The sequence below is a fragment of the Azospira sp. I13 genome (assembly GCF_003112695.1).
In the GTDB taxonomy this organism is placed as follows: domain Bacteria; phylum Pseudomonadota; class Gammaproteobacteria; order Burkholderiales; family Rhodocyclaceae; genus Azospira.
Window position 1 is genome coordinate 172,180 of the sequence record NZ_BFBP01000013.1, and the last position, 13,545, is coordinate 185,724.

Below are 13,545 nucleotides of genomic sequence, written 5' to 3' on the forward strand. Positions count from 1 at the left end.
TCTCGCCGTTGCCCTGTTTGCCGCTTTCGGTACCGCCTTCGCCCAGGCTCCCGCTGCTGCCCCGGCCGCCGCACCTGCCGCTCCCGCTGCTGTGCCTGCCGCCGCCGCGACCAAGGCGACGGTGGACGCCCCCAAGGCCGACGTGAAGGGCGAAGCCAAGCACGCTGAAAAGCACACCCATCACAAGGCTGAAAAGGCCGAAAAGAAGGCCGAGAAAGCCGAAGTGAAGACTGAAAAGGCCGAGATGAAGAGCGAGGCCAAGGCCGAAGCCAAGCCCGAAGTGAAGAAGGAGGAAGCCAAGAAGGTGGAAGCGCCCAAGGCTGAAGTGAAGCCGGCGGCGGACGCTGCCAAGAAGTAAGCAGTCCATCAGCCGGGGCGTCCTAGGGATGGGGCGCTCCAAAATAGGAAGGGCGCCGGATATTCGTATCCGGCGCCCTTCTGCTATTGGGGGATGACCTTCGGGCTTATTCCATCTTTTCGGCGAAAGCCAGGGCTTCCAGCTGGGCCTTGTTCACCTGGTCGGCGGAGAGCCCGAGCATGCCGGCCTGTTCGATCAGGGCGGTGCCGTCCGTCGCTTCGCAGGCCAGGGCGATAGCGTGGAAGGGCGCATACATGCCGCCTCGGCCGAGCAGGGCATCGGTGATGGGTTCGGGCAGGTGCATGGCATCCAGCACCTGTTCCATGGGCACGCCCAGCATGTGGTCGAGGAGGGAGAAGGCGCCGGTGATGAAGAGGTTGTCGTATTCGGACTTGTCCACCAGGCCGTGGCCCAGGGTTTCCATCAGCCGGGCCCGGGTCAAGGCGGTGTGCATCAGGGCCGGCGCCATGGGGTCTTTGGAGGCGGTCACCAGCAGCAGGGAAAGCCACTTGTTGAGCTTGTCGTAGCCGAGGATGGTGACGGCATGCTTGAAGGACTGGATCTCGCAAGAGAGACCGAAGCCCACTGAGTTGATGTAGCGCAGCAGCTTGTAGGAAAGGGCCACGTCCTGCTTCAGGGCAGCCTCGATCTTGCCGGTGTCCTCGTTGTTGCGCACCAGGTTGAGCACCCGCACGATGTGGGCATGGCTCGGGTTGAGGGCCTTGCCGGCGGGCGCCGTCATATTCTTGAAGAACCAGCCGGAGGCGGCGGAGACGCCCGCATCCATGCAGGCCTGGAATTCCTGGGGACTGTCGGCGTTGAAAGCGACGGGAATGCCGAAGGGCTGGGTCTTGGCCACCAGGGCCTTCATCTGGGCCGGGGTGTAGGCATCCACATCGAAGCCGATGAAGCGGAAATGTAGGCCGCTGGAGAGGGCCTGGGAAGCATCGTCGCCGAAGTCCAGACAGAGGGACGGATTGCGGTTCTTCAGTTCCGTCAGCAGGATGCCGTCGCCGGTGGTGAGGGCGAAGGGATGGACTTCCAGGGTGGCGTTGGCTGGTACGTCCCAGTTCAGCAGTTCCGGGGAAAGGGGCGCGCCGCTGCTGATGAAGACGGATTTTTCTCCCTGGGGCCAGACGTCGACCAGGGTGCCCAGACCCTCGGCGGCGGCCGGCATGGGGTCGACGCCTTCGGGGAAGGCCAGGCGCAACCGGGTGGCGATGATCTTGCTCTGGCGGTTGACCAGGGGCTGGCGGGTGAAGAAGACCTCGGCGGGCATGGTGCCTCCAGGGGTTCAGGAAGAGAAGGTGAAGGAGTCGGCGAAGAACTCGGCTTCCGGCAGGCCGCAGCGGCCGGTGAAGTCGCGCTTGGCCGCTTCCACCATGACAGGGGCGCCACAGACGTAAACCTGGTGGCCGGAGAGGTCGGGGAAATCCTGCATCACCGCTTCGTGCACCAGGCCGGTACGGCCTGTCCAGCCGTCTTCGGCCGCTGGTTCGGAAAGCACCGGCACATAGCGGATGTGGCTGTGTTCGGCGGTCCAGCGGGTGGGCAGTTCGTCCATGTAGAGGCCGGCCTTGTAGCGGTTGCCCCAGTAGATGACCATGGGGCGCTTGCTCTGGGTATACAGGGCGTGTTCGACGATGGCCTTGATGGGGGCGAAGCCGGTGCCGCCGGCCAGCAGGATCATGGGCTTGTCGGAGTCTTCGCGCAGGAAGAAGCTGCCGTGGGGGCCGTTGAGGCGCAGGATGTCCCGCTCCTTCATGCCGTTGAAGACGTGTTCGGTGAACAGACCGCCGGGTACCAGGCGCACGTGCAGCTGCAGGAAGGCGTCGTCGTGGGGCGCGTTGGCCAGGGAGAAGCTGCGCCGCTTGCCGTCCTTGAGCAGGATGTCCACGTACTGGCCGGTGAGGAACTGGAAGCGCTCGGTGGCGGGCAGGCGCAGGTGCAGCACCATCACGTCCGGCGCCGCCTTTTCCATCTTTTCGACGCGGGAGGGCAGGGTCTTCACCGGGATGTCGCTGGCGGAGCGCACTTCCCGGCATTCCAGGGTCAGGTCGCTTTGCGCCTTGGCGCAGCAGAAGAGGGTCAGGCCGGCGGCCTTGTCGGCGTCGGTGAGGGCGTGGGGCTGGGACTTGCCGTGATCCACCTCGCCGCACAGCACCTTGCCCTTGCAGGCCCCGCAGGCACCGTCACGACAGCCGTAGGGCATGGTCAGGCCCTGGCGCAGGGCGGCTTCCAGGATGGTTTCGTCGGTTTCGGCGGCAAACTGGTGCTTGCCGGGTTCGATGGTGACGGAAAAGCTCATGGTTCCCCTTTTTCAACCTCTATAAGGCACCGAAACGGCTAAAATGCCGCGGTGCAAAGATTATTGATTGTCGGTTGTGGCGATGTGGCCTGGCGCGCCCTGCCGCAACTTCTCCGGCGCTATCGCGTTTTCGCCCTGCTGCGGGATGTGGATCAGTGCGTCCGCTGGCGGCAGGCCGGTGCGGTGCCGTTGATCGGCGACCTGGACCGGCCGGAAACCCTGGGGCGTCTGGCCGGCCTGGCGCAGCACATCCTGCATCTGGCGCCGCCGCCCGACCGAGGCCTGCGGGATTCCCGCACGCGGCACTTGGTGGCCGCTTTGGGCAGGGCGAGCGGTAAAAATTCACGGAAAAGTCTACCACGACTCCCGAGTGCCCTGACCTACATCAGTACGACAGGCGTGTATGGCGATCAAGGGGGGGCGCTGATCGATGAAACCGCTCGGCGGCGCCCGCTTAGCCCCCGCGGCCAGCGGCGGGCAGATGCCGAACAGTACCTGCGCGACTGGGCGCGGCGCAGCGGGGTGCGGGTGAGCATCCTGCGGGCGCCGGGCATCTACGCCAGCGACCGCCTGCCCCTGGCCCGCTTGCAGGCCGGCACCCCGGCCCTGGTGGCGGAGGATGACGTGCAGACCAACCATATCCACGCCGACGACCTGGCCGGCCTCTGTGCCGCGTCTCTGCTGCGGGGGCGGTCGAACCGCTGCTATAACGCCAGCGACGATTCCTGCCTGAAAATGGGCGAGTATTTTGACCAGGTGGCGGATGCCTTCGCCCTGCCCCGTCCGCCCCGGCTCTCCCGGGAGGAGGCTGGCCGGGTGCTGTCGCCGGTGCAGCTGTCCTTCATGAGCGAATCCCGGCGCCTGCTCAACCGGCGCATCAAGACCGAACTGCGCTATCGCCTGCGCTACCCCCGGGTGGATGATGGCATCGCCGCGGCCCTTCAGGAGCAACTCCATGCTGACGCTTAAAGCCCTGCATATCATTTTCGTGGCCAGCTGGTTCGCTGGCCTTTTCTACCTGCCGCGTATCTTCGTCAATCTGGCCATGGTGCCCGAGGGCAGCACGGCGGAGCGGGAGCGCCTGCTGTTGATGGCGCGCAAGCTGTACCGTTTCATGGCGCCCCTGGCCGTACTGGCCCTGGCCTGCGGTACCTGGCTGTGGCTGGGCTATGGTTTCGGTGGCGGCTGGCTGCATGCCAAGCTGACCCTGGTGCTGGTCCTGATCGGCTACCACCTGTATTGCGGCCGCCTCTACCGGCAGTTCCTGGCAGGGGACAACCGGCGTAGCCACGTCTGGTTCCGCTGGTTCAACGAATTGCCGGTACTGATCCTCTTCGTCGTGGTCTTCCTGGTCGTCCTCAAACCCTTCTGAATCTTCTGAAAGCCGCTTCCATGTTCAAACTGTTCGCAACCTGTCCCCGGGGTCTGGAAGCCCTGCTGGCGGAAGACCTGGCCGCTGCCGGCGCCAGCGACATCCGCATCGTCGCCAGCGGCGTGGCCTGCAAGGGCGGCTGGGAAACCATCTACCGCACCAATCTCAACTCCCGTATCGCCACCCGGCTGATGATGCAGCTCTCCTTCGGCAAGTATCAGAAGGAAGAAGATATCTACAAGCAGGCCCGGCGTATCGACTGGCCCCGCCACTTCGACGTGGCCCGCACCATCCGGGTGTACGTTACCGCCATCAAGTCGCCCCTGAAGAGCCTGGAATTCATCACCCTGCGCATCAAGGACGCGGTCTGCGATGTCTTCCGCGATCACTGCGACGAACGCCCCAGCGTCGATACCCGGGAGCCGGATGTACGCATCCACGCCTTCCTCACCGCCGAAGATTGCACCTTGTATCTGGATACCACCGGTGCGCCCCTTTACCAGCGGGGCTATCGCCAGAAGACGGTGGATGCGCCGCTGAAGGAAAACCTGGCCGCCGGCATTCTGCGCCTGGCCGGTTGGCAGCCCGGCACCGTGCTGCTGGACCCCATGTGCGGCAGCGGCACCTTCCTCCTCGAAGCGGCCCAGCAGGTCTATAACATTGCCCCTGGCGCCCGCCGCAGCTTTGCCTTCGAGAAGCTCAAGGGTTTTGATGCCCAGCAGTGGCAGCGCATGAAGAGCGCAGCCCAGCAGGCCGAGCGCAAGCCCAGCGGTGCCCCCACCCTGTTCGGCCGGGATGCCTCCCCCAGCGCCTACCGGGCGGCCCTGGCCAACCTGGACCGGGCCGGCCTGTTGCCGGCGGTGGACCTGGCCCAGGGCGACATCCTGGAAGCAGCCCCCCCGGCAACGCCGGGCCTGATGGTCTGCAATCCGCCCTATGGCGAACGCCTGGAAGAGCTGGATGACCTGCTGCTCTTCTACCCCAAGCTGGGCGCCGCCCTGAAACAGAAGTACGCCGGCTGGACCTGTTATTTCCTCACCGCCGACCCGGCCATGCAGAAGGGCATCGGCCTCAAGCCGAGCAAGAAAACGCCCCTCTTCAACGGTGCCCTGGAGTGCCGCCTTTTCGAAATCAAGATGGTGGCCGGTTTCAACCGGCGGAAGAAGCCGGGTGAGGGTGACGGAGCGGCTGAAGAAGCCTCGGAGAAATAGGCACGGGGCGGTACAAAGAAAAACGGCGAGGAGTGCGATCACTCCCCGCCGTTTTTCTTTGGTTGGATTCCGTCAGGCTTAGACGATATCCAGGTGGCCGATGCCGGAGGCCAGGTCACGGTCCTTCGATTCCTTGCCGTGCAGCTTGATCTGCAGGCGCAGGTCGTTCACCGAGTCGGCGTTGCGCAGGGCGTCTTCGTAGCTGATCTTGCCGGCTTCGTAGAGGTCGAAGAGGGACTGGTCGAAGGTCTGCATACCCAGTTCCCGGGACTTCTTCATGATCTCCTTGATCTCGGCCACTTCGCCCTTGAAGATCAGGTCGGAGATGAGGGGCGAGTTGAGCATGATCTCGATGGCCGCTGCCCGTCCCTTGCCGTCCTTCAGGGGGATCAGGCGCTGGGAAACGATGCCGCGCAGGTTCAGGGAAAGGTCCATCAGCAGCTGCTGGCGCCGTTCTTCCGGGAAGAAGTTGATGATCCGGTCCAGGGCCTGGTTGGTGGAGTTGGCGTGCAGGGTACCCATGGCCAGGTGGCCGGTTTCGGCAAAGGCGATGGCGTGCTCCATCGTTTCCTTGTCACGGATTTCACCGATCAGGATGACGTCCGGCGCCTGGCGCAGGGTGTTCTTCAGGGCCGCTTCCCAGGACTCCGTATCCACCCCCACTTCCCGCTGGGTGACCACGCAGTTCTTGTGCTCATGCACGTATTCCACCGGGTCTTCGATGGTGATGATGTGGCCATAGGAGTTCTCGTTGCGGTAGCCGATCATGGCTGCCAGGGAGGTGGATTTCCCCGAGCCCGTGCCGCCCACGAACAGCACCAGGCCCCGCTTGGTCATGCCCACATCCTTGAGCACCGGCGGCAGGCCCAGGTCCTCGAACTTGGGAATGGTGGTGTTGATGGTGCGGCAGATGACGCCGATACGGCCTTGCTGCACGAAGGCGTTGGCGCGGAAACGACCGATGCCGGCAGGGGAGATGGCGAAGTTGCACTCCTTGCTGGATTCGAATTCCGCTGCCTGGCGGTCGTTCATGATGGCCCGGGCCAGCTCCGCCGTATGCTGGGCGGTGAGGGTCTGGTTGGACACCGGGGTCATCTTGCCATCCACCTTGATGGCGGGCGGGAAACCGGCGGTAATGAATAGGTCGGAGCCCTTTTTCTGCACCATCAGGCGCAGCAGGTCCTGCATGAATTTCAGTGACTGATCGCGTTCCATGATTCTTCTGTCTGGCGGCGCTTAACCGCCGAACATGTCCTTGTTGACTGCCTTGGTACGGGCTTCGGCCGGGGAGATGAGATTGCGCCGCACCAGGTCTTGCAGGTTCTGGTCCAGGGTCTGCATGCCGAATTGCTGGCCGGTCTGGATGGCAGAGTACATCTGGGCGATCTTGGCTTCGCGGATCAGGTTACGGATGGCCGGGGTGCCGATCATGATCTCGTGGGCAGCGACGCGGCCGTTGCCGTCCTTGGTCTTCAGCAGGGTCTGGGAGATGACCGCCCGCAGGGATTCGGAGAGCATGGCCCGGATCATTTCCTTTTCCGCGGCCGGGAACACGTCGATGATCCGGTCCACCGTCTTGGCAGCGGAGGAGGTGTGCAGGGTGCCGAACACCAGGTGGCCCGTTTCCGCCGCCGTCATGGCCAGGCGGATGGTTTCCAGGTCGCGCATTTCGCCCACCAGGATCACGTCCGGGTCTTCCCGCAGGGCGGAACGCAGGGCGTTGTTGAAGGACAGGGTGTGGGGGCCCACTTCCCGCTGGTTGATCAGACACTTCTTCGACTCATGCACGAATTCGATGGGGTCTTCGACGGTGAGGATGTGGCCGAAGTCGTTTTCGTTGATGTGGTTCACCATGGCCGCTAGGGTGGTGGATTTACCCGAGCCGGTGGGGCCGGTGACCAGCACGATGCCCCGGGGCGTCTCCGAAATCTCCTTGAAGATTTTCGGTGCATTCAGGTCTTCCAGGGTCAGCACCTTGGAGGGAATGGTCCGGAATACGGCGCCGGCGCCACGATGCTGAACGAAGGCGTTAACCCGGAAGCGCGCCAGGTTGGGCACTTCGAAGGAGAAGTCGCACTCCAGGTTTTCTTCGTAGGCTTTGCGCTGCCCGTCGTTCATGATGTCGTACACCATGGCGTGCACGTCCTTGTGCTCCATGGGGGGCAGGTTGATGCGGCGCACGTCGCCGTGAACCCGGATCATGGGGGGCAGGCCGGAGGAAAGGTGCAGGTCGGAGGCCTTGTTCTTGACGCCGAAGGCAAGCAGTTCGGTGATATCCATCAACGGTCCTTGGAGTTCGGGGAATTTCGGAAAAGAGGGGGTGGGCAAAGCCTCGCGCCGGGCCGGCCGGGATGGCCGGCAGTGCTATACTTTTGCGCCGGAAATGTTCATCAGCAGCACCCATCAGCAGCGCCCGATTATGACGCCAATATTTGCCAACCTGCAAGCTGTGAAAGCCCGTATCGACGCGGCTGCCCGCACCGCCGGACGAGCCCCGGCCGCGGTGGCCCTGCTGGCCGTCTCCAAGACCTGGCCTGCCGGGTGCGTGGCCGAAGCGGCCGCTGCCGGCCAGCGGGCCTTCGGTGAGAATTACGTGCAGGAAGGCTGCGACAAGGTGGATGCCCTGGCCGCCCAGGGCCTGGCAGACCTGGAATGGCATTTCATCGGGCCCCTGCAGAGCAACAAGACCCGGCCCGTGGCCGAGCGCTTCCACTGGGTACATAGCGTGGATCGGCTGAAAATCGCCCAGCGCCTGTCCGAGCAGCGGCCGGCGGAGCTGCCGCCCCTGCAGGTCTGCGTCCAGGTCAATATTTCCGGCGAAGACAGCAAGAGCGGCTGTGCCCCGGCCGAGGTGGCCGAATTGTGCCGGGCCGTGGCCGCCCTGCCGCGGCTGACCCTGCGGGGCCTGATGGCCATTCCTGCGCCAGCGGAGGATGTGACGGCCCAGCGGGAGCCGTTCCGCCAGCTGCGCCAGCTGCTGGAGCAACTCCAGGCGGCCGGCCTGGCCCTGGATACCCTCTCCATGGGCATGTCCCACGATATTGAAGCGGCGGTTGCCGAAGGCGCCACCATCGTTCGTGTGGGCACCGCCATTTTCGGTGCCCGCGATTACGCAAAGGAACCAGCATGAAAATCACCTTTCTCGGCGGCGGCAACATGGCCAACGCCCTCATCGGCGGCCTGGTGGCCAAGGGCTTCGCCGCCGCCGACATCGCCGTGGTGGAACTCAACGCCGACAACCGCAGCAAGCTGGAGGCCGCCTACGGCGTGCGCACCTATGCCGGCCCGGATGCCGCGGCCTGGGCCTGCGACGTCATTGTCCTGGCGGTCAAGCCCCAGAGCATGAAGGAGGCGGTGGCGCCCCTTGCCGGCCAGTTGCAGCAGCAGCTGGTGGTGAGCATTGCCGCCGGCCTCAACCTCGCTTCCCTCTCCCGCTGGCTGGGCGGCCACCGCCGCCTGGTGCGCACCATGCCCAACACCCCGGCCCTGATCGGCGCCGGTGTCACCGGCCTGTATGCCCTGCCCGAAGTGGACGAAGCCGGCCGGGCCGCTGCCCAGCGCGTGCTGGAAGCCGTGGGCAGCGCCGTCTGGTTCGCCGACGAATCCCAGATGGATGCGGTGACCGCCGTTTCCGGCAGCGGCCCCGCCTATGTCTTCCTCTTCATCGAGGCCTTGCAGCAGGCCGGCAAGGACCTGGGTTTCGACGATGAGCAGGCCCGCCGCCTGGCCATTGAAACCGTGCTTGGCGCCGCCCGGCTGGCGGCCCAGTCCCCCGATCCGGCCAGTGTGCTGCGGGAGCGGGTGACCTCCAAGGGCGGCACCACCGCCGCCGCCCTGGCCGTCATGGCCGAACAGGGCGTCAAGGAAGGCATCGTCGCCGGCGTCAAGGCCGCCGAGGCCCGGGGCGTGGAACTCGGCCAGCAGCTCGGCGCCGACTGACGGCCAGGCCGGACCATGATCCTCGACATCTTCAATTTCCTGCTCGACGTGGTGGCCAGTTTCTTCGGCTACCTGCTGCTGCTGCGCTTCGCCCTGCAATGGCGGCGCATCTCCTTCCTCAATCCCCTGGGGCAGTTCGTCCTGCAGGCGACCAACTGGGCCGTCCTGCCCCTGCGCAAGGTGCTGCCTGCCGTGGGCGGCCTGGACATGGCCAGCCTGGTGCCGGCCTGGCTGATGCAGGTGCTGGTCAAGCTGGTGCTGCTCAGCCTCAAGGGCGGCGCTGCCCTGGGGGTAGGCGCCCTGCTGCCGGTCGCCCTGGTCATGGGCTTTTTCGAGCTTTTGCATATGGCCGTGATGGCCGTCATCGCCCTCTTGCTGGCCCAGGCCGTGCTCTCCTGGGTCAATCCCCACGCCCCCATGGCCGGCCCCATCCGGGCCCTGGTGGAGCCGCTGCTGCGGCCCTTGCGGCGCATCGTGCCGCCCATCGCCCATGTGGATCTTTCCCCGCTGGTGGCCATCGTTCTGGCTCAGGTGCTGATGATGCTCCTGACCTATGCCAAGGCCGCCCTCATGCCGTTGCTCTTCTGATGTTTCACCAGCGCGGCGGTGATGGCCGCCTGCTGCTGACCCTGCACATCCAGCCCGGCGCCAAAAAGACGGAAGTCTGCGGCCTCCACGGCGATGCCCTGAAAATCCGCCTGGCAGCGCCGCCGGTGGATGGCAAGGCCAATGCCGCCCTGCTGGCCTTCGTCGCCGGCCTCCTTGAGGTCAGCAAGGCTGCGGTCAGCCTGAAGAGTGGCCAGACCTCCCGGCGCAAGGTGGTGGAAGTGCAGGACGCCCCGGCGGATGCCGTGCAGCGCCTGCTGCCGGATGCCTGAGTACTACCGCCGGCCTCCTCCCCTTCCTCCCTTATCCTCCTTCGTTTTTTTTCGCCATCCTAGCCGCCGAGCCGGGCGGCCACGGCCGGTGCCCGGCTGCGGCCAATGGGTAGGCGGGTGGCCGGGAAAGTGGCCATCACCACCCAGGGGCGGCCATCCTGGCGCTCCAGGCGCGCCGCGTGGGCTATGGCAATGAAGTGGCGGCGATGGATGCGGAGGAATTGCTGCGGCTCCAGGCGCCGCTCCAGTTGGGCCAGGCTGAGAGGGCAGAGAAAGGATTCACGGGCGGTGAATAGCCGGGCGTAATGTCCCTCGGCCTGTAGGTGCACCACTTCCGCCGGGTCCAGCAGGGCGGTGCCGCCTTGCAGCAGCACTGGCAGCTTGGCCAGGCGCCGCTCCGTTTCGACTGGCACCGGCGGCAGGGCATGCAGGCCCCGATAGTCGTAGAGCAGCAGGCAGAAGCCGGCCATGCCCGGGCCGCCGGCATCCTCCAGGCGGCTGATGCTGAGCAGCAGGGGCCGTTCCGGCGTGTTGATGGTCATGGTGACGGGCACCGGCACGTCACCGCTGGCTGCTTCCTGGAGCAGCCAGGCGATCTTGCGCCGGCTCGGCTCCGGGTGCAGCTCCACCACGCTGCGCCCCTCTAGGGTCGGGTGGTCGCGTTGCAACAATCGGCGGGCAGCGGGATTGAGCTGGCGGATGCGCCCCTCCCGGTCCAGCATGACCACGCCGGGGTCCATTTTCTGCAGCAGGTATTCCGGGCTTTCCATGTCGGGTTTCTGTCGTTCGTGCAGGAATGGTGTCGTTCATGCAAGAAACCTGCCGTTGATGCAGCGGCCCTTGTCCGCCGTTCACCGGCACCGCCAGAATGGGCCATCAATCATTGGAGGATGGGCCATGTCCGAACAATCAGCCGCCACCGCGGACCGTTACGTTTCCTTCGAAGGCATCGACTGCTGGCACAACGCCTGTGCGGTGGTGGCCCGGGTGCTGCACCACTATGAGGGGCCGGAGCGCACCAACAAGTACTGGGAGTATTTTGTCGCCAAGATCCCGCCCGGCTACTACAGCGGCGAGCCGACGGAAGACCTGCTGTATCTGGTCTGCTCCAACACCTACTACATCGAGGAGCTGTTCGAGAAGTTTGACGATGGGGAGGGATTGGCCCTGTTGCAGAAGGCCGAACTGGAGTGTTGCTAGACAGCTGATGGGGAGGGCAGGCGGGACGGGCATCTGCCGCGCCCGCCTGCTGTGTAAGGCCTAGAGTGGCCGGCCGCCGGCCACCACAGCCAGGACGCGGCCCTTCATGGTGCGCCCGGCCAGGGGGCTGTTGCGGCCCACGCTGCTGAAGGCTTCCGGGGTGATGGTCCAGCTGGCGGCGGGGTCGAAGACGCAGACATCGGCGACGGCACCCGGTGCCAGGTGACCCAGGTCATCCCGGCCAATGATGGCGGCGGCGTTGCTGGTGACCCGGGCCAGGGCGGTATTGAGGGAGAGCCCTGCTTCTTCCGCCCAGGCCAATACCAGGGGCAGCAGCAAGGTCAGGCCCGGGTTGCCGGCATCGGCTTCGCCAAAGGGCAGCAGCTTGCCGTCTTCCGCCGTCGGCGTGTGGTCGGAGCAGACAGCGCCCACCGTGCCCTCGGCCAGGCCGAAGCGCAGGGCGGCACGGTCGCTGACGGCCCGCAGGGGCGGGTCGAAGCGGGCCAGGGCATTGAAGTAGCCGATATCCTCTTCCGACAGGTGCAGGTGGTGCACCGCCACGTCGCAGGTTACCCTGGCGCCCTTGGCCTGGGCATCCCGCACCATGGCGACACCCGCGGCAGAAGAGATTCGCATCAGGTGCAGGCGCACGCCGGTAGCCTTGGCCAGCTCCACCAGGGTGGCGATGGCGACGGTTTCGGCCGCTACGGGAATGCCGGCCAGGCCCAGGCGGGCGGCCACTTCGCCGTCATGGGCGACGCCGTCCCGGGCCAGCTGGTAATCCTGGGGCCGCAGCCAGACGGTGAAATCATAGGTGGCGGCGTACTGCATGGCCCGGTAGAGGGATTGCAGGTCGGTGACCGGCCGGTCGGCCTGGGAGAAGGCGACGCAGCCTGCGCTGGCGAGGCCGGCCATGCTGGCGAGGCTTTGGCCTTCCAGGTTGCGGGTGAGGGCGCCCAGGGGCAGCACCCGGGCCAGGCCCAGGGCTTCGGCGCGCTGGATGAGGCGCTCCACCAGGCCCGGCTCGTCGAGTACCGGCTTGGTGTCGGGGGGGCAGACCACCGTGGTGACGCCACCGGCGATGGCGGCAGCCAGTTCGCTTTCCAGGCTCGGCAGGCGCACAGACAGGTCGATCAGGCCGGGGCAGACGACGGCACCGTCGGCCTCGATGGTCTTGTCGGCGGTAAAGCCCGCCGGGGCCTGGCCGACGGCGGCGATGCGCCCGTCGGCGATGAAGAGATCCAACTGGGCGTCGATGCCATTCTTGGGGTCGACGAGGCGGCCGTTCTTGATGCAGATGTTCATGGTGTTCAGTTCCCCGCGAGGATGCCCATCACCGCCATGCGCACGGCAATGCCGAAGGTGACCTGGTTGAGAATGACGGCCTGGGGGCCATCGGCCACGGAAGAGTCGATTTCCACGCCCCGGTTCATCGGGCCCGGGTGCATGACGATGGCGTCTGGCTTGGCCAGGGCCAGCTTTTCCGGCGTCAGGCCGTAGCGCTTGAAGTACTCGCCGACGGAAGGCAACAGGGCGCCGTTCATGCGCTCGTTCTGCAGGCGCAGCATGATCACCACGTCGCAATCCTTGAGGCCTTCGTTCATGTCGTGGAAGACCTTCACCCCCAGGTTTTCCAGGTAGCCGGGCAGCAGGGTCTTCGGCGCAATGGCGCGAATTTCGCCGCAACCCAGGGTCTTCAGGGCGTGCAGATCGGAGCGGGCCACTCGGGAATGGAGGATGTCGCCGACGATGGCCACGGTCAGCTGGGAGAAATCCTTCTTGTAGTGACGGATGGTGTACATGTCCAACAGCCCCTGGGTGGGGTGGGCATGGCGGCCGTCACCGGCGTTTACCACCCGGATGTCGTCCCGGCCGATGCGCTGCAGATGCTCGGCGATGAGGAAGGGAGCGCCGGAGGTGGCATGGCGCACCACGAACATGTCAGCGTGCATGGCGCAGAGGTTGTCGATGGTGTCCAGCAGGGTTTCGCCCTTGGCGGTGGAGGAGCGGGAGACGTCCAGGTTGATGACGTCTGCCGACAACCGCTTGGCGGCGATCTCGAAGGTGGTGCGGGTACGGGTGGAGTTCTCGAAGAAGAGGTTGAAGACGCTCTTGCCGCGCAGCAGGGGCACCTTCTTCACATCCCGGTCGGAAACCTCGAGAAAGCTCTGGGCCGTGTCCAGGATGTGGGTGATCACCTCCAGGGGAAGCCCTTCGGTGGACAGCAGGTGCTGCAGCTTGCCGTTGGCGCCGAGCTGCGGGTTCATGTGGGCATTCAC

General features: G+C 65.5%; 16 protein-coding genes. 9 read left to right on the top strand and 7 right to left on the bottom strand.

The genetic code is table 11. The features are described from left to right. Positions 1-358 (top strand): hypothetical protein (locus AZSI13_RS13610; RefSeq protein WP_201262393.1); only part of this gene is annotated, 358 nt, incomplete at its 5' end. Positions 359-464: 106 nt separating this feature from the next. On the opposite strand, the gene AZSI13_RS13615 is transcribed toward AZSI13_RS13610, so the two are convergent. Beyond that, complete coding sequence (locus AZSI13_RS13615) at positions 465-1,637, bottom strand: EAL and HDOD domain-containing protein (protein ID WP_109041720.1); 1,173 nt, start codon at positions 1,635-1,637, stop codon at positions 465-467. Between the two features lie 15 nt (positions 1,638-1,652). Further along, positions 1,653-2,666 carry a CDP-6-deoxy-delta-3,4-glucoseen reductase gene (locus tag AZSI13_RS13620; RefSeq protein WP_109041721.1) on the bottom strand — a complete coding sequence of 338 codons (1,014 nt, stop codon included), beginning with the start codon at positions 2,664-2,666 and terminating at the stop codon, positions 1,653-1,655. A gap of 51 nt (positions 2,667-2,717) precedes the next feature. On the opposite strand from AZSI13_RS13620, the gene AZSI13_RS13625 reads away from it, so the two are divergent. The 3 genes from AZSI13_RS13625 to AZSI13_RS13635 are packed head-to-tail and all read left to right on the top strand — an operon-like array spanning position 2,718 to position 5,249. Next, complete coding sequence (locus AZSI13_RS13625) at positions 2,718-3,635, top strand: NAD-dependent epimerase/dehydratase family protein (RefSeq protein ID WP_109041722.1); 918 nt, start codon at positions 2,718-2,720, stop codon at positions 3,633-3,635. Then, positions 3,622-4,038, top strand: coding sequence for a CopD family protein (locus AZSI13_RS13630; protein ID WP_109041723.1), 417 nt, complete (start codon positions 3,622-3,624; stop codon positions 4,036-4,038). Before AZSI13_RS13625 ends, AZSI13_RS13630 begins: the two co-directional genes overlap by 14 nt. A 20-nt stretch (positions 4,039-4,058) precedes the next feature. Continuing rightward, positions 4,059-5,249 (top strand): class I SAM-dependent RNA methyltransferase, encoded by a 1,191-nt coding sequence (locus AZSI13_RS13635; protein WP_109041724.1) that lies wholly within the window; start codon positions 4,059-4,061, stop codon positions 5,247-5,249. Positions 5,250-5,327: 78 nt separating this feature from the next. Here the strand turns inward: AZSI13_RS13635 and AZSI13_RS13640 are convergent, their stop codons facing one another. After that, complete coding sequence (locus AZSI13_RS13640) at positions 5,328-6,464, bottom strand: PilT/PilU family type 4a pilus ATPase (protein ID WP_109041725.1); 1,137 nt, start codon at positions 6,462-6,464, stop codon at positions 5,328-5,330. Between the two features lie 21 nt (positions 6,465-6,485). Beyond that, positions 6,486-7,529, bottom strand: coding sequence for a type IV pilus twitching motility protein PilT (locus AZSI13_RS13645; RefSeq protein WP_109041726.1), 1,044 nt, complete (start codon positions 7,527-7,529; stop codon positions 6,486-6,488). A 139-nt stretch (positions 7,530-7,668) separates the two neighbouring features. Between AZSI13_RS13645 and AZSI13_RS13650 the strand changes: the two genes are divergently transcribed. Genes AZSI13_RS13650 through AZSI13_RS13665 form a run of 4 tightly spaced genes read left to right on the top strand, consistent with a single transcriptional unit; the run spans position 7,669 to position 10,066 of the window. Next, entirely contained in the window at positions 7,669-8,379 is a 711-nt protein-coding gene (locus tag AZSI13_RS13650) for a YggS family pyridoxal phosphate-dependent enzyme (protein ID WP_109041788.1), read from the top strand. Then, positions 8,376-9,188: a pyrroline-5-carboxylate reductase gene (proC, locus tag AZSI13_RS13655; protein WP_109041727.1), complete on the top strand. Its 813-nt coding sequence runs from the start codon at positions 8,376-8,378 to the stop codon at positions 9,186-9,188. Before AZSI13_RS13650 ends, proC begins: the two co-directional genes overlap by 4 nt. Positions 9,189-9,203: 15 nt before the next feature. Continuing rightward, on the top strand, positions 9,204-9,776 hold the full coding sequence (locus tag AZSI13_RS13660) for a YggT family protein (protein WP_109041728.1): 573 nt from the start codon (positions 9,204-9,206) through the stop codon (positions 9,774-9,776). Next, positions 9,776-10,066, top strand: a complete 291-nt coding sequence (locus AZSI13_RS13665) for a DUF167 domain-containing protein (RefSeq protein ID WP_109041729.1) — start codon at positions 9,776-9,778, stop codon at positions 10,064-10,066. Before AZSI13_RS13660 ends, AZSI13_RS13665 begins: the two co-directional genes overlap by 1 nt. A gap of 59 nt (positions 10,067-10,125) precedes the next feature. On the opposite strand, the gene AZSI13_RS13670 is transcribed toward AZSI13_RS13665, so the two are convergent. Next, a complete protein-coding gene (locus AZSI13_RS13670) occupies positions 10,126-10,836 on the bottom strand; it encodes a LytTR family transcriptional regulator (protein WP_109041730.1) in 711 nt (236 codons plus the stop codon). A gap of 127 nt (positions 10,837-10,963) precedes the next feature. Between AZSI13_RS13670 and cowN the strand changes: the two genes are divergently transcribed. After that, complete coding sequence (cowN, locus tag AZSI13_RS13675) at positions 10,964-11,266, top strand: N(2)-fixation sustaining protein CowN (RefSeq protein ID WP_109041731.1); 303 nt, start codon at positions 10,964-10,966, stop codon at positions 11,264-11,266. Between the two features lie 60 nt (positions 11,267-11,326). Here cowN and AZSI13_RS13680 read toward each other — a convergent pair whose 3' ends face one another. Further along, a complete protein-coding gene (locus AZSI13_RS13680) occupies positions 11,327-12,571 on the bottom strand; it encodes a dihydroorotase (protein WP_109041732.1) in 1,245 nt (414 codons plus the stop codon). 5 nt (positions 12,572-12,576) lie between these two features. Then, on the bottom strand, positions 12,577-13,533 hold the full coding sequence (locus AZSI13_RS13685; protein WP_109041789.1) for an aspartate carbamoyltransferase catalytic subunit: 957 nt from the start codon (positions 13,531-13,533) through the stop codon (positions 12,577-12,579). Positions 13,534-13,545: the final 12 nt, after the last annotated feature.